22 protein-coding genes are annotated in these 22,852 nt (G+C 67.6%); 11 read left to right on the top strand and 11 right to left on the bottom strand.

Annotation, left to right across the window (positions count from 1 at the left end; all coding sequences use genetic code 11):
* Positions 1–244 precede the first annotated feature (244 nt).
* Complete coding sequence (locus EV646_RS15990) at positions 245–604, bottom strand: STAS domain-containing protein (protein ID WP_277875115.1); 360 nt, start codon at positions 602–604, stop codon at positions 245–247.
* Between the two features lie 99 nt (positions 605–703).
* On the opposite strand from EV646_RS15990, the gene EV646_RS15995 reads away from it, so the two are divergent.
* The 9 genes from EV646_RS15995 to EV646_RS16035 all read left to right on the top strand — a co-directional run bounded on the left by EV646_RS15995 (position 704) and on the right by EV646_RS16035 (position 11,019).
* Positions 704–3,013, top strand: a complete 2,310-nt coding sequence (locus EV646_RS15995; protein ID WP_132149201.1) for a DEAD/DEAH box helicase — start codon at positions 704–706, stop codon at positions 3,011–3,013.
* Between the two features lie 36 nt (positions 3,014–3,049).
* Positions 3,050–3,391, top strand: a complete 342-nt coding sequence (locus EV646_RS16000; protein ID WP_241996022.1) for a hypothetical protein — start codon at positions 3,050–3,052, stop codon at positions 3,389–3,391.
* Positions 3,392–3,708: 317 nt separating this feature from the next.
* Entirely contained in the window at positions 3,709–4,503 is a 795-nt protein-coding gene (locus EV646_RS16005; RefSeq protein WP_132149203.1) for an RICIN domain-containing protein, read from the top strand.
* Positions 4,504–5,095: 592 nt separating this feature from the next.
* Positions 5,096–6,523 (top strand): extracellular solute-binding protein, encoded by a 1,428-nt coding sequence (locus EV646_RS16010; protein ID WP_132149205.1) that lies wholly within the window; start codon positions 5,096–5,098, stop codon positions 6,521–6,523.
* Positions 6,523–7,428: a carbohydrate ABC transporter permease gene (locus EV646_RS16015; protein WP_132149207.1), complete on the top strand. Its 906-nt coding sequence runs from the start codon at positions 6,523–6,525 to the stop codon at positions 7,426–7,428. Before EV646_RS16010 ends, EV646_RS16015 begins: the two co-directional genes overlap by 1 nt.
* Complete coding sequence (locus tag EV646_RS16020) at positions 7,425–8,240, top strand: carbohydrate ABC transporter permease (protein ID WP_132149209.1); 816 nt, start codon at positions 7,425–7,427, stop codon at positions 8,238–8,240. The genes EV646_RS16015 and EV646_RS16020 overlap by 4 nt, the downstream gene beginning before the upstream one ends.
* Positions 8,240–9,340 (top strand): ABC transporter ATP-binding protein, encoded by a 1,101-nt coding sequence (locus EV646_RS16025; protein WP_132149211.1) that lies wholly within the window; start codon positions 8,240–8,242, stop codon positions 9,338–9,340. Before EV646_RS16020 ends, EV646_RS16025 begins: the two co-directional genes overlap by 1 nt.
* Entirely contained in the window at positions 9,340–10,587 is a 1,248-nt protein-coding gene (locus EV646_RS16030; protein WP_132149213.1) for a CehA/McbA family metallohydrolase, read from the top strand. Before EV646_RS16025 ends, EV646_RS16030 begins: the two co-directional genes overlap by 1 nt.
* 27 nt (positions 10,588–10,614) lie before the next feature.
* Positions 10,615–11,019, top strand: a complete 405-nt coding sequence (locus EV646_RS16035; protein ID WP_206752041.1) for an NYN domain-containing protein — start codon at positions 10,615–10,617, stop codon at positions 11,017–11,019.
* Here the strand turns inward: EV646_RS16035 and EV646_RS16040 are convergent.
* The 3 genes from EV646_RS16040 to EV646_RS16050 all read right to left on the bottom strand — a co-directional run bounded on the left by EV646_RS16040 (position 11,016) and on the right by EV646_RS16050 (position 15,135).
* Complete coding sequence (locus tag EV646_RS16040; RefSeq protein ID WP_132149215.1) at positions 11,016–11,636, bottom strand: response regulator transcription factor; 621 nt, start codon at positions 11,634–11,636, stop codon at positions 11,016–11,018. The genes EV646_RS16035 and EV646_RS16040 overlap by 4 nt on opposite strands.
* Before the next feature lie 365 nt (positions 11,637–12,001).
* Positions 12,002–12,583 (bottom strand): GNAT family N-acetyltransferase, encoded by a 582-nt coding sequence (locus EV646_RS16045; protein ID WP_132149217.1) that lies wholly within the window; start codon positions 12,581–12,583, stop codon positions 12,002–12,004.
* 152 nt (positions 12,584–12,735) lie between these two features.
* Complete coding sequence (locus tag EV646_RS16050) at positions 12,736–15,135, bottom strand: HNH endonuclease signature motif containing protein (RefSeq protein WP_158290970.1); 2,400 nt, start codon at positions 15,133–15,135, stop codon at positions 12,736–12,738.
* Positions 15,136–15,286: 151 nt separating this feature from the next.
* Here EV646_RS16050 and EV646_RS16055 point away from each other — a divergent pair, with 151 nt between their 5' ends.
* Complete coding sequence (locus EV646_RS16055) at positions 15,287–15,751, top strand: HIT family protein (RefSeq protein WP_132149220.1); 465 nt, start codon at positions 15,287–15,289, stop codon at positions 15,749–15,751.
* Between the two features lie 281 nt (positions 15,752–16,032).
* On the opposite strand, the gene EV646_RS16060 is transcribed toward EV646_RS16055, so the two are convergent.
* The 7 genes from EV646_RS16060 to ssd all read right to left on the bottom strand — a co-directional run bounded on the left by EV646_RS16060 (position 16,033) and on the right by ssd (position 20,888).
* On the bottom strand, positions 16,033–16,389 hold the full coding sequence (locus EV646_RS16060) for an Rv3654c family TadE-like protein (RefSeq protein ID WP_132149222.1): 357 nt from the start codon (positions 16,387–16,389) through the stop codon (positions 16,033–16,035).
* On the bottom strand, positions 16,386–16,760 hold the full coding sequence (locus EV646_RS16065; protein ID WP_132149224.1) for a TadE family type IV pilus minor pilin: 375 nt from the start codon (positions 16,758–16,760) through the stop codon (positions 16,386–16,388). The genes EV646_RS16060 and EV646_RS16065 overlap by 4 nt, the downstream gene beginning before the upstream one ends.
* Before the next feature lie 71 nt (positions 16,761–16,831).
* Complete coding sequence (locus EV646_RS16070; protein WP_132149226.1) at positions 16,832–17,044, bottom strand: DUF4244 domain-containing protein; 213 nt, start codon at positions 17,042–17,044, stop codon at positions 16,832–16,834.
* Between the two features lie 124 nt (positions 17,045–17,168).
* Positions 17,169–17,879 carry a type II secretion system F family protein gene (locus EV646_RS40075; protein ID WP_241996024.1) on the bottom strand — a complete coding sequence of 237 codons (711 nt, stop codon included), beginning with the start codon at positions 17,877–17,879 and terminating at the stop codon, positions 17,169–17,171.
* A complete protein-coding gene (locus EV646_RS16080) occupies positions 17,876–18,661 on the bottom strand; it encodes a type II secretion system F family protein (RefSeq protein ID WP_132149228.1) in 786 nt (261 codons plus the stop codon). Before EV646_RS16080 ends, EV646_RS40075 begins: the two co-directional genes overlap by 4 nt.
* On the bottom strand, positions 18,658–19,806 hold the full coding sequence (locus EV646_RS16085; RefSeq protein WP_132149230.1) for a TadA family conjugal transfer-associated ATPase: 1,149 nt from the start codon (positions 19,804–19,806) through the stop codon (positions 18,658–18,660). Before EV646_RS16085 ends, EV646_RS16080 begins: the two co-directional genes overlap by 4 nt.
* Positions 19,803–20,888 carry a septum site-determining protein Ssd gene (ssd, locus tag EV646_RS16090; RefSeq protein ID WP_132149232.1) on the bottom strand — a complete coding sequence of 362 codons (1,086 nt, stop codon included), beginning with the start codon at positions 20,886–20,888 and terminating at the stop codon, positions 19,803–19,805. Before ssd ends, EV646_RS16085 begins: the two co-directional genes overlap by 4 nt.
* A 222-nt stretch (positions 20,889–21,110) precedes the next feature.
* Between ssd and EV646_RS16095 the strand changes: the two genes are divergently transcribed.
* Positions 21,111–22,832 (top strand): glycosyl hydrolase family 18 protein, encoded by a 1,722-nt coding sequence (locus EV646_RS16095; RefSeq protein WP_132149234.1) that lies wholly within the window; start codon positions 21,111–21,113, stop codon positions 22,830–22,832.
* Positions 22,833–22,852 lie beyond the last annotated feature (20 nt).

The raw sequence follows: 22,852 nt of genomic DNA on the forward strand, positions 1-22,852 counted from the left end.
CCTCCTTGTAGGCAACCCCTCAGGACTTGACGGCCCCCGTCCTGCCGCAACCGAAGGGTTGGGGAAATACGACACAGCGCCGATGACCGGCGCGCTGCGTCACTCTAACGGGTCTCCGACCAGACCTGACGACAGGGTGGTCTACGCCATACCCGGCCCGCACGGCAAGTAGGTGCTGCGCCTCTCTTCTCCGCCCCGCCATCCCGGTCACGCTTTGTAGTGACGGGGCTACCTTTTCGGATGCTCAGATCGCCGAGGCGACGTCCGGGTGGATCTCGAAGACCTTGGTCAGCTGGGTGATCCGGAAGATCTTGAGCAGCCGTTCCTGGGTGCAGACCAGGGACAGGGATCCGTCGTGGGTGCGCACCCGTTTCAGTCCGCCGACGAGCACGCCGAGGCCGCTGGAGTCCAGGAACTCCACGCGTTCCAGGTCGATCACCAGGTGATAGACCCCGTCGTCGACGAGCGCGGCGATCTTCTCGCGCAGCTTCGGCGCGTTGTAGAGGTCGATCACCCCCGCCGCCTCGATGACGGTCCGCCCGCCCTCGGCGCGTGCGGTCAGCGACAGATCCACTTCGGCCTCCGTTCCCGTGAACTGCTGCATTCAACCATGTACGGACCGTGAGTAGGGCCGTTGCCCAAAACTCTTTCATCTCGTTACACCCGAAGTCGATCTGTCCATCCAAAAAGCTAGGCTCACGGCATGCGTGGAGGTGGTGAGGCAGCGGCTGTCCTGAAGCGCCTTGCCGCCGGTCGCGGCGACCGGCTGACTCATGTCGAGTCGGTGCCGCCCCGGCTGGGACAAACGTGTGACTGGCCCCGCTGGGTCCCACCCGAGGTGCTGGGCCAGCTCGCCGACGCCGGCATCACCGCTCCATGGACTCACCAGGTCGCCACCGCGGAGGCGGCGTACAGCGGTCAGCATGTAGTGGTCGCGACCGGAACCGCGTCGGGTAAGTCGCTCGGCTACCTGCTGCCTGCCTTTGCCACGTTGAGCATCGCCCAGGCCGCCTCGCCCCACCGCCGTACGGCGTCTGTTCTGTACTTGTCGCCGACCAAGGCGCTGGCGCATGACCAACTGCGGGCGATCTCGTCGTACACCGTGCCCGGATTGCGGGCGACGACGCTGGACGGCGACTCGGAGCGCACCGAACGTGACTGGGCCCGCGACCATGCGACGTACGTACTCAGCAACCCGGACATGCTGCATCGCTCCGTGCTGCCGAACCACCAGCGCTGGGCGCTCTTCCTGGGCAACCTGCAGTACGTCGTGGTCGACGAGTGCCACCACTATCGCGGCGTCTTCGGAGCGCACGTCGCCGGTGTGCTGCGTCGGTTGCGTCGGGTCTGTGCGCAGTACGGCGCTCACCCGATCTTCATCTGCGCATCCGCGACTGTCGCCGAGCCGGCGGTGTCCGGTGAGCGCCTGACTGGACTGCCGATGCGTGAGGTCGTTGAGGACGGCTCTCCGCGCGGTGGCATCTCCTTCGGCCTGTGGGAGCCGCCGCTGACCTCTCTGCGCGGAGAGAACGGTGCACCAGTACGACGTTCCGCGACGGCCGAAGTGGCCGACCTGCTGACCGATCTGGTCGTGTCGGGAGTGAGGACCGTCGCGTTCGTGCGCTCGAGGCGCGGGGCCGAGACGGTAGCTATGACAGCTCGGGACAACCTGGCTGAGGTCGATCCGTCGCTGGTCGACCAGGTGTCGGCGTACCGGGCTGGCTACCTGCCGGAGGAGCGCCGACGGCTCGAAGGCATGCTGCAGAGCGGTGAGCTCACCGGAGTCGCCGCAACCAACGCACTCGAACTGGGCATCGACATTGCCGGGCTGGACGCCGTACTGCTGTCTGGCTGGCCTGGCACGCGCGCGTCGCTCTGGCAGCAGGCCGGACGCGCTGGACGAGCCGGTGGCGACGCGCTGGCCCTACTGATCGCGCGCGACGATCCACTGGACACCTATCTGGTGCGTCACCCCGCTGCCATCTTCGGACGGCCTGTCGAAGCGACAGTCTTCAACCCGGAGAACCCCTATGTGCTGGGACCGCAGCTGTGTGCCGCCGCGCAGGAGCTGCCGCTGACAGAGGCGGACTACGAGATCTTCGGCGGTACGACGCCAGCCGTCATCGCCCAGCTGGTCCGACAGGGCCTACTGCGGGAGCGACCACACGGCTGGTTCTGGACGCGGCGAGAGCGCGCAGTGGACGCCATCGACATCCGCTCCGCCGGCGGCAAGACAGTCCAGATCGTCGAAGACCAGACTGGTCGCCTGCTCGGCACTGTCGACGGCGGCTCCGCACACGCCTCGGTCCACGAGGGCGCCGTCTACGTGCACGCCGGCGAGTCCTACCTGGTCCGGACTCTGGACCTCGAGGGCCATGCGGCCGTCGTGGAGCCGGCCTCACCCGACTACAGCACCTTCGCGCGGGACGTGACCGAGATCAGCATCCTCGCGACCGAGGAGACGTGCCGCTGGGGTACGGCGGAGTTGTCGCGCGGCTGGGTCCAGGTGACAAGCCAGGTGGTGTCGTACCAGCGCAAGCTCCTGGCCACAGGCGACGTACTGGATGAGCAGCCACTCGACCTTCCCGAACGCACTCTGCGGACCAAAGCAGTCTGGTGGACCATGCCCGACTCCGTCGTCGCCGGGCTCGGCCTGTACGACGTGCCGGGCGCGGCACACGCGGCCGAGCACGCGTCGATCGGCCTGCTGCCACTGTTCGCCACCTGCGACCGCTGGGACATCGGCGGAGTGTCCACCGCCAAGCACGCGGACACCGGCCGCCTCACCGTCTTCGTGTACGACGGCCACCCGGGCGGCGCGGGTTTCGCGGAACACGGCTACGCCGCGGCGCGCGAGTGGTTGACCGCGACACGGGCGGCGATTGCACACTGTGAGTGCACGGATGGATGTCCATCCTGCGTACAGTCGCCGAAATGTGGGAACCAGAACAACCCACTCGACAAGAGCGGCGCAGTGGCGCTGCTCACCGCACTACTCAGCAGTGAGGCCTGAACAGCCAGCCCCCGGCTGGCGGAGAGGCAGCTTGCCATGGCCGTCCTCGGACTCGTCCTGATCGCCCTCGCCGTACTGTTCGGCCTTGGGGTCTCTGTCTCGTCAAGTGCCTCCACCACGATGGAGGTCTTCGGTGTCGACTTCGGCGTCTCGGTGCCGACCGTGTTCTTCCTCGGCGCGCTCGCCGGCGCCGCGCTGCTGTTCGGGGTGTGGCTGACGAAGAAGGGACTCGGCCGCGACCTCCGCCGCCGGAAGGAGATGCGCGAGCTGCGCGCCACCAAGGCAGCTGACGAACCCCCGGCGATCGAGCAAGTGGAGCGCCCGGCGACCGAGGAAACCGTCGAGACAGACCCCAGTGAGCACAAGCAACCCCACTGAACAAACCGTTGCCTAGGGCATCAACTGACGCACGGATCTTCCCTGATATACAGAGATTGCCGTAACATCACGATCGACACACAGCCTCCACTCGGCGGCGGCACGGCGGTGACCCGGCCGGATTTCGGTGCCATGCGCAACGACTTTGCCCTGGCAGTTAGTTGCCATTGGCATCAAGTTTCACACTTTTGCCATAACCACCGCCGCGGCTCCTGTGCCTTACTGGTTGTGGCGTCAACGTCGCGCTGAGTCACTGTTGCCCTTCCGGGCCATACCGCGCTCACGCTGCGGGGTCCCGACGACCTGACGCTACTGAGATGGCACGACCTCTGGAGGTTGTCTTGATCATCCGTAAGTTGTTGAGCCGGACCGGCGTCGCGGTTCTCGCCGTCAGCGTCGCGCTGGCCACCGCCGTACCGGCACAGGCGGCCAACCCGGCACCGGGCGGATCCGGCGCTCAGCCGGGTGTGGAGGTAGGCGTGGCGCAGCAGATCGCCACTCGTGCCGACACGCGCTACTGCCTCACCTTCGTGTCAGCCGCCAAGGTCCCGATGGCGGTCATGATGGCCTGCGCGCCAGGCAAGGAGGGGAAGACCCAGGAGTGGATCTACACCGAGTCCGGCCAGCTTCAGGTCGCGATGAGCAAGAGCGTCGGTGGCGCCCTTGCCAAGACGGGCGCCTGCCTGGACAGCGGTGCGGACCTGGCGAAGGTTCCGGCCTCCGCGCCACTGCTGGTGCTGCCCTGCCGCGCCGGTGACGGGCAGAAGTGGTCCTACGACGAGAGCGCGGGCACGTTCGTGAACGCCGCCAGCGGTCTCGCCCTCACATCTCTGCTCGGCAAGGGGAAGGCCAAGCAGGCACAGCCGACCGGAAGCATGTCCGCGACCGGTACGCCGGTCCAGGCGTGGAGCGGACTGCCGCTGCCGGGTCTGGACATCCTGGGTGCGGTCCTGGCACTCGTGAACGCGCTGCTGGCAGCTCTGGGCCTGGCCCTGCCACTGCCGATCGCGAACGCCGCATCCAGCCTGCTGCAACTGGTCCGGCCGATGACGCCGATCCCGGCTCAGATGACCGAGCTGCCGAAGCAGATGATGCAGCTCGCTCAGCGCTGACAGCCAAGGAGGATCCTCAGCCACACAGAGGACGGCCGGCCCCGACGATGTCGGGGCCGGCCGTTTGTTTCTCGCTCCTTCGAGATCGCACTCCTTGAGTTTTGTCCCTGGTGATCACGTTCGGCGGGTAGCGGTGCTCGGGGATGACCTCGGGATCCCCGCTGCTTGCGCGTCAGCGGGAGCCTTGCGTCGTCGTCACCGTCCATCCGTCGAGTCCGCGGCCGTCACCAGCCGGCCGGGCGTTACCACCAGCAGTGATGGTGGCAGTGCCAGAACAGGTCGTCGAGAAGGCAAGCCAGTCCGTGCAACAGCATGTGCTTTCACCTCCGATCCACTGAACCGATCGGCATGGACGCTACAACCAGTTATCACGTTCTGTATCTAGTCAACTACCTCTTGTCGCAGAACCTTGAGCGCACTTTAACCAGGTCGCAATGGCCTACACAGGATCCGGACTTGACACGGTCACAACTCGTTGCCGAGAGCATCTGACAAGCGTTTGCTCGACGGTTGGGCAAAAGTCTTCACATAGTCGCCCAAGAGTGCCAATCTTTGACACCGGCCCCTGTACCGACTCGCAAGGAGACCCCCGATGCGATCACTCTCGCGGTTGTCCGGCCCCGCCGTACTCGGAACCGCGGCCCTCCTGCTGCTCACCGGCTGCCTCGGCTCGTCCGGTTCGGGCACTGGCGACCAGGACGCGAACCGCAACGCCGACGCGAAGAAGGTCGAGCTGACCATCGGCTCGAACGCGGTGAAGGGCGGCAAGAGCAGCGCCGGCGCGACCTTCATCGAGGACGTGCTGATCCCGAAGTTCGTCGCCGAGCAGAAGGGCAAGGGCGTCGACGTCACGGTCAAGTTCCAGGGTGATGGCTCCGACGACGAGGTCTACAAGCAGAAGCTGTCGCTGGACCTGCAGAACAAGTCCGGGCCGGACCTGTTCCAGATCGACGGCATCTGGGTCGGCGAGTTCGCCCAGGCCGGGTACATCAAGCCGCTGACCGACACCGTCGGCGACGCGGCCAAGGTGGACGACTGGGACGGCTGGAAGCAGATCCCTGAGACGGTGCAGCAACTCGGCAGCTTCGAGGGCAAGCGGTACGGCGTCCCTGGCGGCACCGACGGCCGGGTGCTCTTCTTCAACAAGAAGCTCTTCCAGCAGGCCGGGCTGCCGGCCGACTGGCAGCCGAAGTCCTGGGACGACATCATCGCCGCGGGTCAGGCCCTGAAGAAGCTACCCGGCGTGACACCGATCCAGATCAACGCCGGTACGGCGATGGGCGAGGCGACCACCATGCAGGGCGTACTGCCGCTCCTGGTCGGAACCGGCGCCACGGTCAACACCGACGGCAAGTGGCTCGGCGACACCCCGCAGTTGCGTCAGGTGCTCGACTTCTACCACCAGATCTACAGCACGGGCCTCGGTGACCCGGTGCTGCAGCGCGAGGCCAAGGGCCGGGACAAGTCATTCGCCGAGTTCGCCGCGAACAAGATCGGCATCCTGGCCGAGAGCGACTACTTCTGGCGCAGCGTGGTGGAGCCGAAGGAGGGCGTCGCCAAGATGGCCGACCGCGACACCGCCGTCGGCTGGGCGCTGATCCCGGCCAGCAAGCCTGGTACCGGCGTGAAGGGCCAGGACTACGTCTCGATGTCCGGCGGCGGCGCGACCGTGATCAACCCGAACACAAAGTTCCCGCAGCAAGCCTGGGAGCTGCTGCAGTTCATGAACTCGGCGGAGATGGTGAAGGCGTCCCTGGACGGCGCGGCCAAGATCACCCAGCGCACCGACGTCAACAACGAGGTGCTCGCCACTGACCCGATGCTGAACTTCGTCGCCACGAAGGTCCTGCCGATCACGCAGTTCCGGCCGGGCCTGGCGGAGTACCCGAAGATCTCCGCCGCGCTGCAGCAGGCCACCGCGGACGTGGTCGGCGGCAGGTCGACCGACGCCGCGGCGAAGGCGTACGAGAAGGCCGTCGAAACCGCGGCCGGCGGCAAGGACAAGGTCACCAGCAACTGATGGCTTCCGCATCCGCAGGTGTCCCGCGCCAACCGGCGCGGGACGTCGCCGGACTCGGCGTCGGCCGTGCGTTGGGCTTCGTCGCGCCGGCCATGCTGCTGATCGGCGCGTTTCTGGTCTTCCCGGCGCTCTGGACGATCTACATCGGCATCACCAACTACCGCCTGACCGGTATCGAGGCGATCTCGCCCTCGATCGTCGGGCTGCGCAACTACACCGACGCGCTGAACGACACGCTGTTCCACAATGCGCTGTGGCTGACGATGCTGTTCGTCCTCGGCTCCGCGATCATCGGCCAGAACTTCCTCGGCTTCACCCTCGCCTGGGTGATGCGCCGCGCGCGTCCCGTCGTACGTCGTACTGTCGAAGGCCTGGTGTTGCTGGCTTGGATCCTTCCGTCGACCGTGGTCGCGTACCTGTGGGTCGCGTTCTTCGACCGGGACGGCGGCACGCTGAACAGCATGCTCGGCACGCCCGGCACGGCCTGGCTGATCGACTACCCGATGGCATGCCTGGTCATCTTCAACACCTGGCGGGGTACGGCGTTCTCGATGATGCTCTACTCGTCCGCGCTGCAGGCCGTCCCGCCGTCGCAGCTGGAGTCGGCGCGGATGGTCGGGGCGTCGGGCTGGCAGACGCTGCGGGATGTCGTGTTCCCGCACATCCGCGGGCACGTGCTGACCAACACGCTGCTGATCTCACTGTGGACGGCGAACGACTTCTCGCCGTTCCTGCTCACCAAGGGCGGGCCCAACCACGAGTCCGAGACGGTGCCGGTCTACATCTACAACGTGGCGCTGCAGGGCGGGGAACTCGGCTACTCCTCGGCGATCTCGTTCCTGCTGCTGATCGCGAACCTGCTGGTCTCGCTCATCTACCTCCGGCTGCTGAGGAGGCGCTCATGACTTATGTTGTACGGCGGATCGGCTTCTACGTACTGATCTGCGCGATCACCTTCTTCTTCGCGGTCCCGATGCTGTGGATCGCCTCCGCGCCGTTCGACAAGAACCCAGGCCTTGGCGTGCATTGGCCGGACTGGACGCTCGACAACGTCCGCAAGACCCTCGACCACCCGTATGCGCTGCATTCACTGGTGAACTCGCTCCTCATCTGCGTGGCCACCGCGGTCGCCGTCACCGCGTTCGCCGCGCTGGCGTCGTATGCGTTGTCGCGGGTTCGCATTCCGGGCCGGGACGCATTGCTCTACGGATTGTTGCTGTTGTCATCGGTTGTCACCGGCACGGCGGCGATGGTGCCGATCTTCGTGATGATGTTCCAGCTCGGGCTGATCGACTCCCGGTTCGGGGTCGCGCTGGTGATGACCGGCGGGCTGTTGCCAGCGGCAATCTTCATCCTGAAGGACTTCGTCGACGCAGTGCCGAAGTCGTACGAAGAGTCGGCCCGTGTCTTCGGCGCGTCCACCGGTCAGATCCTGCGTGACGTCGTACTGCCGGTGGCGCGGCCCGGTCTGGCCACCATCATGGTCTGGGCCTTCGTGAATGCCTGGGGCAACTTCCTGGTGCCGTTCCTGTTGATCCGGTCGATCGACAAGCAGCCGGCCGCCGTACTGCAGCAGACCTTCACCGACGAGGGCGGCAGCGCCAACCTGTCGGTGATCCCGGTCTTCGCGCTGCTGTTCTCGATCCCGGTCGTCGTGCTGTACCTACTGGTGAACTCGCGCTACGGGTTCCGCTTCCATGGAGGGATCAAGAGCTGATGGCGGGCATCGACATCGAGGGCCTGGCGACCGTCTACCCGAACGGCGTACGCGCGGTCGACGGACTCGATCTGCACGTGGAAGACGGCGAGTTCTTCGCCCTGCTCGGCCCGTCCGGCTGCGGCAAGACCACGCTGCTGCGGACGATCGCGGGCCTGGAACAGGCGACCGAGGGCAAGGTCCGCATCGACGCCGCCGACGTGACCCGCACCGAACCGGGCAAGCGCGGCGTCGCGATGGTCTTCCAGGACTACGCCCTGTTCCCGCACATGAACGTGTCCGAGAACATCACCTATCCCCTGAAAGTACGACGAGTCGCTGCCGCCACCCGGGCGTCGACAGCGGAGCGGACCGCGGCCGAACTGTCGCTGCAGGGCCTACTGGAACGCAAGCCGGCGCAACTGTCGGGCGGTCAGCAACAGCGGGTCGCGCTGGCCCGTGCGATCGCGTCCCAGGGCAAGGTCTTGCTCCTCGACGAACCGCTGTCCAATCTCGACGCACGGCTGCGGCTGGAGGCTCGCACGTTCCTGAAGAAGCTCCAGCGAGACCTGGGCATCACCACGGTCTTCGTCACCCACGACCAGGCCGAGGCATTGGCGTTGGCTGACCGCATCGCGGTCATGGAGTCCGGCAAGCTCCGCCAACTCGGCACCCCACGCGAAGTCTTCGCCCGCCCCACCAACACCTTCGTAGCCAACTTCATCGGCTCCACCCCCATGAACCTCCTCCCGGGCACAGTGGCTTCCACGCCATCCGGCGGCAGCGTCTCGGTCGCCGGGGGCTCATTGGCGGCATCGACCGGCTCGGCTCCAGTCGGGGCTGAGGTTACGGTTGGGGTGCGGCCGGAGTATTTGACCTTGGCTACGGGTGACGTGAGCGGTCCAGTGCTGCGCGGTCAGGTGGTTGTGGCGGAGAACCTTGGGACGCAGTCGTTGGTCACCGTCGACTGTGACGGGACGCTGGTCGGCGTGACAGTTCCGGAAGAGGACGAGCCAGCACCGGGCGCGGCGGTGGTCCTGACAGCTCCGGCCTCGCGAGTCCTCTTGTATGACAGGGAATCCGGCGAACTCCTGGCCCGGCAGCCGGCTGTGGTCGGCTGATGGCCATTACGACGTACCGCCGCCACTGGACCCTCGACGATCGCGCCGAGTCGGTCTACCACTCCCTGCCGGTCGACATCCCGGCCGGCTGCCCCGGACTGCTCGTCACGCTGACCATTCCACCGGTCGAAGGCGCTGTGATCGACATCGGCTGCGAGGGTGCGGCCGGCTGGCGCGGCTGGTCCGGTGGTGCTCGGCAGACGTTCGCCATCACGCCGACCGCAGCAACCCCCGGCTACCTCGCGGGCGACCTCGAAGCCGGCACCTGGTGGGTTGTCCTCGGCCTCCACCGCCTGCCGGTCGAAGGCGTCGAACTCATCGTCGAAGCCGTCACCGGTCCAGTCACCACGGTGCCCGGCCTCGCGGAATACGCCGCCGCCACCGCGGCTGTCGCCGTACCGGCTCGTCCACCGCGTCGGTCGCTGCCGGCACCCCCAGGCTTGAAGTGGGTGGCCGGCGACTTCCATGTGCATTCGCTGCACTCGGACGGTTCGACACCGGTCGCCAACCTCGCCGCGCTCGGAGTCGCCGCAGGACTCGACGTACTGGCGGTCACCGACCACAACACCGTCGCGCATCACCTCGAACTGCCCGAGATCGGCAAGAAGTTCGGCATCGGGTTGATCCCTGGCCAGGAGGTGACAACCGACTCCGGCCACGCGAACGCCTTCGGCAGCATCGGCGCAATCGACTTCCGCCGGCCCGCGTCCACCTGGGTCTCCGAGGTCGCCCAGCGCGGCGGCCTGTTGTCGATCAACCACCCGCTCGGCGGCGACTGCTCCTGGCGCCAACCACTACCCGAGCACCCACCGCTGGCCGAGATCTGGAACTCCGTCTGGCTCGACCGCACCTGGGGCGGCCCCATCGCCTGGTGGCAAGCCTGGGGACTCGACAATACGACGCCCATCGGCGGCAGCGACTGGCACAACCCCACATCCTTCACCCCACCCGGCTCCCCCACGACGTGGATCGCGGTAGACGCCCCCGCCGAAGGGCCGGACGAGCTAGTGTCAGCCGCCCTGGAAGCCCTCACCGCCGGCCGCACCGCTGTCGCCGCGTCCTATACCGCTCCTGTACTAGTCCGCGCCGGCGACGAACTGATAGCCGTCGGTGCCCCGAACACGTTGGTGATTGGGCCAGACGGCTCGCGGCACGCCGTACGAGAAGCTGTGCAGTCATTGGCTGCTGCCCGAGGCCCACATGTGCTGGTGACACACACGGGCGAGTTCCTCTCCATCTGCGCTTAGCGTGGAAGCAGGGGGCAGACTGGGCTGATGATGACCGGACCGGATCAGGTGATCGTGGTCGACGCCGCCAACGTGATCGGCTCACGCCCCGACGGCTGGTGGCGGGACCGCCCCGGCGCCGCGCGGCGGCTGCTGGTGAGGCTGGCCGCCTTCCAGGAGCGCCTGCAATCGTCAGCCGACGTCGTGGTGATCTTGGAGGGCGCAGCGCGAGCGGCTGTGTCTGGTTCCGACGCTCCAGCTGTCGGCGCGCTCCGCGTCGTACTGGCCGATGGCTCCGGCGACGACACCATTGTCGCGGTCACCACAGAGCTCACCGACAACGTCCCAGATGTCACCGTCGTCACCGCTGACCGGGGCCTGCGCCAGCGCATCGAGGCCGTCGGCGCTACGGCCGCCGGCCCGCGGTGGTTGCTGGATCAGCTGGACGGTTAGTCGAGCAGCCAGCCGTTGCGTTCGGCGATCTGGATGGCGTCGGCGCGGGTCCGCGCGCCGGTCTTGCCGATCGCGGACCAGAGGTGCTTGCGGACCACCCGTTCGGAGACCTCGAGCTTGCGGGCCACGAGCGCGACCGAACCACCTGCGCGGGCCGCGCGGAGAGTGTCGGTTTCGTCGTCGTTCAGCGGGCTCTCGGAGTACTTCAGCGTCTCGGCCGCGAGGTTGGCGTCGACCACCCGCAGACCCAGGTGCACCCGTCGTACGGCATCCGCCAACTGAGGCACCGGACTGCCTTTCAGCGCGACACCCTTGGCACCGGCTTCGAGCCCGCGGCGCAGATGGATCGGGCGCCCGTACGTCGTCAGCATGACCACCCGGCACTCCGGGATCGACGTCCTCAGCTCGGTGGTCATCGTGATGCTGGCATTGCCCGGACCGGCGGTGTCGAGCAGCGCCACGTTCGCACGGTGACGCTTCGCGGCGCCGACCACGTCGTCGCTGCGGTTGAGCTCGGCAACGATCTCGAGGTCGCGTTCGCGTTCCAGACCGTTTCTGAGGACGCCTCGACTGAGGATCTGGTCATCGACCAGCAACAGCCGGATGCGGTCGGGCAAACGGGCCTCCGAGGTGACCGCCGGGCGCCGGGGAAGTGCGTCCGGGAGGATGGGCAGGACTTCGGTTCCAGATCATGGAGCGACCGCGCGTACGCCGTCCAGATCAACGCCCCATCTCTACCAGATTGCGACCAGATCGCGACCGCTTCAGAACCACTCCTCTCGCTCAGGTCGCATCACCTGGCTCAGCTCAGTTGAAACCATCGGTACCACCGACCAACCACCAAGCCTCTTCAAACGCGACGTCCCCGCCGGACCGTTGGCCTTGGGCCCCGGTGAACTCCCGGGCCAGGCGTACGCCGTCGCGAACAGGCCCGTCACCACCGCCTCACTGTCGACGTCCCCCGCAGCCAAAGCGCTAGTGCTCAGATGTCGGTGCGCAGGCGGCCGTGAACGTGCCAGTCGTGCCAGCCGTCGGCGTGCTTGATCGCCTGCCGAAGCGTGCCCTCGAGCGTGTATCCGGTGCGCTCGGCGACCCGGCAGGACGCGGTGTTGGCGGTGGAGTGCTGGATGTTCAGCCGGTTGAACCCGATCAGCCCGAAAGCCCAAGCGGACAAGGCATCCACTGACCTCGCAGCGATGCCACGACCCCGGGCCGCCGGGGTCACCCAGTAGGACACGCCGGCTGAGCCCTCGGCCAGAGAGATGTTGCGCAGTCCGATCTGGCCGAGCGGTTGGTCATCCCCATCGACGGCCGCCCAGCTCGCCGCTGTCTCGTTGTCCCAGCGGTAGGCCCACTGCCCCGCCCACTCACGTGCCTCCTCGAGACTGTCGAGTCGCCTGACATGCCAGCGCTGGATGTCCGGACAGGCGAACGCGTCCCGCACCGCGGCTGCATCGCTCCCCTGCCACGGTCGCAGTACCAGTCCGTCGTTCGTCGCCAGACGCGGCTGCGCGGCGTCCCGCAATGTTCCCTGCGGCAAGGCCGGATCAACGAGCAGAGGCATGCGCAGATGCTAGTGCGGGCAGTCAGGCCTCCTGGTGTCCCGGCCATTCCGGACCGCTCAGGCAATGACCGGTTGCCCGGCTCTCCGGAGTCGATGAGCAGTCGGACCGCCTCTGCTCCCGCGACGGCGACATCATGCAGCCCCCAGCCGCCTCAGCTCGGATCCGCCATACCGTCCGGTGGCATGGGGTGGGTGCCGGTGTGGTCGACATGGAAGCGGAAGCCGTGCGGGCTGATCCACTCCACGCCGCCGGTGGGCAGCCTGCGGCTTCTCCATCCGCCGAAGGTTTTGGCGCGGTGGTGGAGTCGCCCGAGCGGTATGAGGTTGTCGGGGTCGGTCTGGCCAGATGAGCCTGGTGGGCCGGTTCGGTCGTAGGGGGTGATGTGGTCTTGGTCCATTCGGGTGGTGGCTTCGGCGGCGCCGTAGGGGAACATGTCGACCGGGTGCCGCAGCCGGACGCGTTCGCGGATCCGGTCGGGGATTTCGTAGCAGTGGACATTCACCTGTTCGCGCAGGTCGATGACCGGTTTGACGATGATCTGGTCGTGGCCGAGCAGTTCGCTCAGTTGGTTGAGCAGCAGCGGTCCGAGTTCTTCGACCCGCAGCACGCCGTTGCCGGTGGCAAGTGCTCTGTCGGTGAGGTGGACGTAGAGGGTGTGCCGGTTGGGGCGTTGCCCGGTGTCGGCGGCGAGGCCGTGGCTGTAGGCGTGCTGCTTAAGCGCGGCGAGCCGCGCCGGAAGTGACCCGGCCAGCATCCGCCGCGTGAACGCGTCGTCGGCCGCCTCGTTCCCAGGCACGCCAGACTGGCCGGTGTTGGCCGCCGTGCCGTGGTCATCCGGGTCGTCCCAGTCCTCCGGGCCCGGATCGTCATTGGGAGCCATCCAGTCCTCCGGGCCATCCCGGTTGTAGGACGCATTCCAGTCGTACGCGTCGCCCCCGTCGTCCGGGACAGCGTCGTCATCCGGCGCGGTCGCGTCGTCCGCGTCGTTGCAGTCGTCTGCGTCGTCCGCGTCGTGTGAATCGTCCGGGACGGCGCCATCGTCCGGCCCGATCGAGTCGTGCGTGGCGTTGCGATCGTCCGTGTTGTGCCCGTCGTCCGGTGCCGGCCAGTCGTCCGCCGTGTTGCGGTCGTACACGTCGCGCCCGCCATCCAGCCCAGTGTCGTCGCCCGGGGCGCAGTGGTCGTTCGGCGCGTGGCGGCCATTCGTCGCACGCGGGGTTTCTGCGGTGCTGTTGCTGGTGTCGTTTGTCGGCTGCGCGGACTGTGTGGCCGAGTCGCTCGAGGCGTCAGGATCGCACGAGTCCCCCGGGCCCGGGTCGCCCCGGGGAGCCATCCGGCCGTCCGAAGCATTCCAGTCGTCCGCGTTGTGCCCGTTGTCGCGGTCGTTGTCGTCAGCCGGCTTGGTCCAGTCGCGTGCCGCAGTGCGGTCGTCGCCGCCGACCCCGTCGTTCGAGACGGTGTCGTCAGCCGGCTTGGTCCAGTCGCGCCCGGCGGTGCGGTCATGCCCGTCGTCACCGTGGGCGCCGTCGCCGTCGTGGTCGTCGCCGTCGTGGTCGTCGCCGTCGTGGTCGTGGTCGTCGCCGCCGTCGTGGTCGTGGTCGCCGTGGTCGTCGTCGTCCAGGACAGTGTCGTCCTCCGGCGGCGGCCAGTCGTCCGGCGCAGGCCGCTCGTCGGGAGCGGCGGCGGGCGCGGTGGCTTCGGTACTGGTTGCAGGCCGGTCGGCGGTAGGCGTGTGAGTGTGGCCAGGGTCGTCGTTGTCGGGGATGTGGGGGCGGGTGCGGGCGAGGTAGCGGGCGACCTGGAGGAGGTGGTGGGCGGCGGCGGGGTCGGCGATCCAGCCGATCGCCTTGGCGCGGCGCTCGTCCAGGGAGTCGGGGTCGCCGAGGATCTTCAACGCGTGGGCGATGTCGTTGATGGTGGCGTCGAACCGGATCACGTCGCCGGCGGCGGCGCGGACCCAGAACCGTTTCGTGCCGTGGTCGTCGGAGGGGCCGACGTAGACGCCGCGGGCTTTGGCGACGGCCTCGGCGTGGGCCCTGGCCAGGTCGGGGTCGGCCTCCCACATGGCGGCCTTCACGATCGTGGCGAGCTTGGTCGGGGTGACGGTGTTGACGATGCCGACGACGCGGCGGTCGACGATCGCGGCCGCCTCCAGCGACAGCGACAGGCAGGCGTGGGCGATCTTGCGGGCCCGCCAGGGCACCGCGTTCCCGGCCAGCACGGCGGCCCAGATCCTGGGCAGCCGGTGCCGCAACGCCAACGCCTCACCGATGAACGACGACGCCGCGCCGGTGGACATCCTCGTGACGGCGCCGAACTCGACCGGGGCGAACTCGGCCACACCCGGGCAGCCGTCACCGCCGTACACCTTCAAGCGTTCGGTGCCGGGCAGCACCTCGCCGCTGTCGTAGTTGACCACGGCATAGCGGTCGGCGAAGGCGAGGGCGGCCTCCAGGAGCCGCACCGCCGCGTGTTCTTGGACGTCGACGAACTGCGCCGCGGCGACCAGCAGGTCCGCGGTGTCGAGCTCATCCAGGTCATCGTCGAACATGTATCCGAGCATATGTTCGATTGGATGCCGAAGCAAGCTGACTGTGAGCTGATATCCCTTATCCACAAGGGGAAACGTCACACTCGGACGACCGCAGAAGCGGGTATACGCAAAAATGACGTCGCACCGACAGACAGGTGGAGGCCATCGCATGTTCAACCACGAACCTGTGGGTTATCAGTGTCCGTTCTGCCTGGTGCTTGCTGGTGGGGAGGACGGTCTCACCCGCCAGCAAGACATCGTGCGACGGACCGAACATGCGATGGCCTTCGTCGCCTCACGGTGGTGGCCGAACAACCGTGGGCATGTGCTGGTGGTGCCGACTGAGCACTACGAGAATCTGTACGACCTGCCGGCGATCTGCGGGCACGCTGTGCATGACGTCGTACGGGAGGTTGCCATAGGCATCAGATCCACCTACGGCTGTGATGGCGTCTCCACCAGACAGCACAATGAGCCAGCCGGCTACCAGGACGCGTGGCACTACCACGTGCATGTTTTCCCGCGGTACGACGGCGACGAGCTCTATAACACCCGCCACCTGCCGGACCCGGCTACAGCTGAAGAACGGGAGCCGTACGCACGTCGCCTGCTGGACTACTTCAGCCGGAGTTAGCCGGCTCGGCGACGAGGACGCGGGAGTGTTGGGGTGGATCTCGGCCGGGGGTGGGTCTCGGCCGGAAATGGGTCAGCCGTGCTGGAGGGGCTAGGCCGACTGACGCCGGCTGTGGCGGAAAGGCTAGGTCGGAGAGCGGAAGGGCGATATGCGGGCGGTGGATGCTCGCCAGTGGCTCGAGGGGAAGGTCGCCTTGCAGGTGGCGGGAGGCTGGGTGCGCGGGAGCACGCATGGTGGTGCGGGCCCGTGCTCGCGTTGGCTTCGGTGGTGGAGTGGAGGGGTTAGCCGGGACCTGCGCGGGCAGTGGTGGTGAGGATTGCGTGGGGGACGGCGGGTAGGTCGAGTTGGGTCTGGACCTGGATGGTTACTGAGGTGCCGGTGATTTGGCAGTGGGTCAGTTGGACGTGGTGGGTGGTGGCGATTCGGTGGGCTGTGGGGCAGGGGGCAGTGCCGGACTGGAGGGATTGGGCTGCGCTGAGGGCGGTGAGGTCGGCTGCGGCGGCGAGTTTGTGGCGGGCTGTGGAGATGGCTGACCAGAGTGTGACCAGGGTGAGGGCTGTGAGGAGGAGTAGGCCCATCGAGAGGGCGAAGAGCGTGCCGGAGCCACGTTCGGTTCGAACCCATCGGATTGAGTTCACGGCGTTCCTCCTTGGGTGGGTTCGGTTTGGAGGGTGGCTTCGGCTTTGAGGGTGGGGGCGGGCAGCGCGGTGAGCAGTGGGGCGTTCGTGTGGGGAGTGGCGGTGACGGTGACGTGGATGTCGGGCCCGCTTTGGCGGATCTCGATGGTGGCGTTGTCGGGCGCCGCGCGGCGGCCGATTTCGCGGGCCGCTTCGGGGGTTTCGCCGCGGGCTGCGGCACGGGCCACGTCTCGGGCGGCGTCGATGCACTGGATGTTGACCATGATGATGCCGATCCACCAGACGCCGAGGAACACCACTGACAGCAGCACCGGCAGGACGATGGCCACCTCCGCGATGACAGCGCCGCGTTCGAGCCTCTTACGTTGCATCTCGTCTCCTTCAGGGGTGGTGGCGACCGGCCGCGGGCATGAGGGGCGCCCACGGCCGGTTCGCCGTACGGTCAGAGCTGGACGCCGTCCACACCGGCGATCTGCAGGGCGAAGTTGATGATTGCCCTGAGCAACTTGTCCATCAGGTCGGACTTCAGCAGCGCGACCAGGATGCCGCCGAACCCGCAGGCGGCGACGACACTGACCGCATACTCCGCGGTGGCCGCTCCGCGCTCGGAACGGGTGCGAAGACGGTGACGAACCGCCACCAGCGCCTTGGACATCTGATACCTCCCGAATCTGCGGCCCGGCTCGTCCGGACCACTCACTGACAAGGTGCCGTCGTCAGAGTCCTTTTTCTGAAGGAGTTTCGAGCTTGGGGATAACTCTGATAGTTGCCCAGGGCTCCTATAAGAGCAGGTACGGGATGACCGAACCGGCGATGGTAGGCACGATCGACAGCAGGACGAAGGCAGGCAGGAAGCACAAGCCCAGCGGCAGCGCCGAGCGTGACTCGATCGCACGGGCTCGTTGGTCGGCGGCGTGATGGTGCAGCTGACGGGTGTCGTCGGCAAGGTGCTCCAAGGTCTTCGAGAGAGGCGCGCCGGAGCGGATCGAGCGATGGATGGCCCGCGCGAAGGATGCGCACGCCGGCTCGGCGCTGAGCTCGGCCCAGGCGTCGAGAGGTTCGGCGCCCAAGGTGAGGTGGTGGGCGACCTTGGTGAAGAGCTCGGCGAGCGGGCCGCGTACTGCGGTGGCGACGGTTGTGAGGGCTTGTTGCGGAGGTCGTCCCGCGCGCAAGCAGGCCGCGAGTAGTTCCACAGCAAGCGGCAGGTCGCGGCTGATCTGCGCTGCACGTTGTCGAGTCGCGGCCGGCTCCAGCCTGGCTAGGACGACGGGGATGCCGTAGAAGGCTGCAACCGCGAAAGGTGCGCCCCATGGGAGCCCGAGGATCATGAGAAGGCCTGCAGCGGCAGCAGCTGCCGCGAGTCGGTGCAGCCGGGGCGGGCGCGCGCGAGTGCGCCGAGGATAAGGCGACAGCCGTCGTAGGTCGGGATGCGCGGGAATCAAGAGGTAGGTGGTGACGGCCGCGCTGGCAGCGGCAGCTAGCTGGCTCATGCCTGGACCTCCGCCATTCGGGCGGTCCAGTGCAGGCCGAGAGCTGTGAGCCCTAGACCTGACGCCAGGCACAGCCATCCGACGGGAGTCGCGGTGAGGAAGTTGAGTGGTTTCGCGCCGAGCGAGTAGCCGAGGGCTATGCCGAAGACCGGCAAGGCGGCGAGGATGCGAGCCGTCGAACGAGCGCCGCTCAGACTTGCCTCTGTTTGTCGATGGATGGCTTCGTCGGCGCGGAGGGAGATCGCGAGGCGTTCGGTGAGGGATGCGAACGCGGCGCCCGATTCCTCGGCCACTTGCCACGCGGCCGCGAGCGCGCGGAGCCCGTCGGCGCCGGGAGAGTCAGCCGCCGCCTCCAAGGCTCGCGGGACGTCGCCGCCGAGTTTCGCGGCAGCGTGGGCGATCTGGAAGTCGGGGCAAATGGATGCAGCGCCTTCCAACGCATCGATGGGTGGGCGGCCGGCCGACAAGTCGGCGGCGAGGACGTCGAGGGCTTCGATGACCTGGGTACGGCGAGCAGCCGCGGCCGAGCGACGCCGGTGTTGGGAGCGCTGGATGATCACCAAGGAAGCAACAACTGCCAGCGCGAGGGCGGACACCACGATCTGGGCGCCGCCAACACAAGCGACGGTCACGGCTAGCGGAGCAAGCAGCCAGCGACGGTTCAGCGCCACAGGTCGAGTGGGTGCGGAAGCGGTCAGGCGATGCAGTCCGCGGCCGCGAGGCGGGAGGATCAAGACAGCCGCGGCAAACGCCAGCAGAGCAGCAAGGAGATCGGCGCTCATGCGACCCCTGCCAAGGGCCTCATGAAAGGGTGGTGGAGGTTCACGTTGCCGTTGGGGAGAAACTCCGCGGCCGGGCGCGTCACGACCTCGCCGTTTGGTAGGCGGTCAAAGGTTCGGATCTCGGAGATGCGGCGTACGCCGTCGGCGGCCCGGGTCAGGTGAATCACGGCATGCAAGGCCGAGGCGACCTGGCTGTGCAGCGCGTCGCGGGTGAGGCCGGCGAGTGCGCCCAAGGCCTCGAGGCGTGCTGGTACGTCGGCGGCCGAGTTGGCGTGGACCGTGCCACAGCCGCCTTCGTGGCCGGTGTTCAACGCAGTCAGGAGATCAACCACCTCGGCACCACGGACCTCGCCGACGACCAGGCGGTCGGGGCGCATCCGCAGCGCCTGCCGCACGAGGTCCCGCAGGGTGATCTCGCCAGTCCCCTCGACGTTCGGAGGCCGTGCCTCCAGGCGCACGACATGTGGATGGTCCGGGCGCAACTCGCTCGCGTCCTCGACCAGAACCAGCCGCTCCGAAGGATCCACCAGCGACAGCAGGCAATTGAGCAACGTCGTCTTCCCGGTCCCCGTACCGCCGCTGATCAGGAACGCCACCCGCGAGGCCAGCAGATCCCGCAGCACTGGCACACCCGCCGCAGGAAGCGCGCCGGCGGCAACCAGGTCATCAAGGGAGAAGACCTTCCGCGACGGCACCCGCAGGGACAAACAGGTTCCCGGCGCTGCGATTGGGGAGAGCACCGCATGGAACCGTGTGCCGTCATTCAGGCGTACGTCGACAAACGGCGTAGCGTCGTCGAGTCGACGACCGGCTGCCGCCGCGAGGCGGGTGGCAAGACGTCGTACGGCGGGCTCGTCGCCAGTGCGGACCAGGACCCGCTCGAGGCCGGAGCCGCGGTCGATATAGACCTCGTCGGGTCCGTTCACGAGGATGTCCGTGATGCCGGGCTCGGACAGCAAGGTGTCGAGTGGTCCGGCACCCAACGCCTCCCGGCGCAACACCTCCAAGACAGCGAGCACCGTGGCATCGCCGAAAAGACTGCCGTCGGCACGCAGAGCAGCTGCCACGCTCGCGGGCGTTGGCTCGGCACCCATCACGGCAAGGATGTTCCGCACTCGGTCGATGAGTTCACGGGTGGCGCTCATGCCGCGGCCGATCCGTACAGCCCGAAGAGGTCGAGGATCTCGGCGGCCGCGCGACCGAGCGGACCACGTGGCCGCGGGTCGAACCGACCCTGGTCCATCGCCGTCGGCAGGTCCTTCTCGAACCCGAGCTTCGTTGCCAACGGCAACCCCAGGTGAGCTGCAACGTCGGCAGGCGACAGACCGTTCGGCCGGGAGTCGCGCGCGACGACGCGCAGTTCGCCGGCGACCTCGCGCAGCGGACCCACCAATCGTTTCGCGGCGGCTGTCGAGCGAACGTCACGAGGTACGACGAGCAGCACAGCGCTGGCGCGGACGAAGCCTTCCTCGACCGCCGGATCCGCTCGGCGAGGCAGGTCGACCACGACGAGGTCGCTACTGCGCTCGGCAGCACCGAGCACCGCGCTCATCGTCTCCGGTGGCAGGACTGTCACGTCCGACCGATCCCAGGACAGCACGGACAGCCCGTCGACAGTCGGCAAGGCGGAGCGGAGCGCGGCGGCGCTCACCCGACCGGACGCGTTGAGGAGCTTCGGCCAGCGGTCGCCGTCGTCGTGCTCGATGCCGAGAGCCAGCTCGATACCCCCGCCGAGTGGATCGCCGTCGATCAGCATCGTCCGGAACCCACGCCGGTTGCCGAACACAGCGACCGCCGATGCGAGCGTGGTCGCGCCCGCTCCCCCGCAGCCACCGACGACGGCCAGCGTCTTCGCCGTACGGACGCCGCCGTCCAACGCGTCGGCGAATTTGCCGGCGAGCGCCGACTCGTCGGTGGGTAAACGGAAAACGGCATCGGCGCCGATACCGAACGCGCACCGATAGAGGTCAGCCGAACCAGACGACGAGCCCGCGACGACGACGCCTGATCGTCGTACGGGTTCGGCGCGGGCCAGTGGCTCGGCGAGGTCGTGGCCGACGACCACCAGACCCGCGGCGTGCCAGCTGCGGCGCAGGCCGAGCAAGTCGTGTTCCACCACGGGTGTGACGGATGCGGCCGCGGCGAGGCGGAGCAGGTCGTCGAGGAGCAGTTCATCGGTTGTTGCCAAGAGCACCGATGCGGGCCGGGGAGGGGAAGAAGTGTCCATGCCTAGAAGATGCAGTCGTCGGCAGGCACTTCGGCGAGTGATCGAAATCCCTGTGGACAAAGGCCTGTCGGGTTTCCGTCAGCAGCGGGAATCCGCCACCGCGAGGCCGCGACCAACCCGCCCGGAACCGTTACCGTTCCTTTCGAAGAGTCTTTGCCTAAATTTCAGTGGACGCCCCCGCCCCCAACCGGACCGCCCGCCCCCAGCTCCGGAGGACCCCCGATGACTCGACTGCGAAGCACCCTCGCCGCCGCGGCTGCCGCCGCTCTGATCACCGCCGCGGGGATCTCGGTCGCGACGGCCGAACCGCCCCCGGCCGTCGCGACCGTCACCGCCGCCATCAGTGGTGGCGTCAAGACGGCGTACTTCACCCAGTGGGGTATCTACGCGAACGCGTTCTACCCCAAGAACCTGATCAGCACCGGCGCGGCCGGCAAGCTGGACTTCCTCAACTACGCCTTCGCCAACATCCATCCGACCGACCACACCTGCTTCATGGCCAACAAGGCCGCCTCCCAGGACGAGAACAACCCGAACGCGGGTGACGGTGCCGGCGACGCGTTCGCCGACTACGGCAAGTCGTACGGCGCGGACATCAGCGTGGACGGCGTCGGTGACGTGTGGAACCAGCCGATCCAGGGCAACTTCAACCAACTGAAGAAGCTCAAGGTGCGCTACCCGAACCTCAAGATCCTCATCTCCATCGGCGGCTGGACGTACTCGAAGTACTTCTCCGACGCCGCGTCGACCGATGCCAAGCGCAAGGCGTTCGTCACCTCGTGCGTGAACATGTTCCTCAAGGGCGACCTGCCGGTGATCGACGGCTTCGGCGGCCCCGGTACGGCGGCCGGCATCTTCGACGGGATCGACATCGACTGGGAGTACCCAGGCTCGCCGAACGGCCACGTCGGCAACCACTACAGCCCCGCCGACAAGCAGAACTTCACCCTGCTGCTGGCCGAGCTCCGCGGCCAGCTCGATGCCTACGGCAACCAGACCAGCAAGCGCTACTACCTGACCGCGGCCACTCCGGCCGGGCAGGACAAGATCGCCACCATCGAGACCGGCAAGATCGGGCAGTACCTCGACTACAACAACGTGATGACGTACGACATGCACGGCGGCTGGGACGCCACCGGGCCGACCAACTTCCAGGACCCGCTCTACCAGGCTCCGGACGACCCCAGTACGCCGATCCCGCCCGGCTCGGCCAAGTACTCGATCGACGGAGCCGTGAAGGCGTGGACCACCGGCGACGCGGCGTACGGCATCCCGGGCGGGTTCCCGGCGAACAAGCTGACCATCGGATATCCCTTCTACTACAGGGGCTGGAAGGGCGTCCCCAGCACCGCCAACGGGAAGTACCAGCCGGCTACCGGCCCGGCTGACGGCCATGCGCTGAGCGGCAACGTGCCAGGCGTCTCCTTCTACAAGGAGCTCACCGGCTTCGTCGACGACCCGAATGCGACGTACTTCGACGACACGACCAAGGCCAGCTGGTTCTACAGCGGCGGCACGTTCTGGACCGGCGACAACGCGCAGTCCATCAAAGCGAAGGCGGACTACCAGCACTGCAAGGGCCTGGCCGGCGCGATGATGTACTCCCTCGAAGCGCTCGACACCAGTGCCACTCTCTTCAACGCCGTCGTCAACGCAGTCAACGCGGACACGCCAGGGTGCACAGGCCCCACGCCGACCCCGACTCCGACGCCCACACCGACTCCCACCCCAACGCCGACCACGCCGACGCCGACGACCCCGACGCCGACCACCCCGACGCCGACGCAGACGCCTCCGAGGGCCACCCCGTGGGCGCCCAACACGGCGTATGCGACCGGTGCGCTGGTGACCTACAACGGCCTCACCTACAAGTGCATCCAGGGTCACACCTCCCTGACCGGCTGGGAGCCACCGAACGTCCCCGCACTCTGGGGCCAGGTCTGATCACGTCCCGCCCACTGATC

It is taken from the genome of Kribbella antiqua, from assembly GCF_004345665.1.
Classification (GTDB): domain Bacteria; phylum Actinomycetota; class Actinomycetes; order Propionibacteriales; family Kribbellaceae; genus Kribbella; species Kribbella antiqua.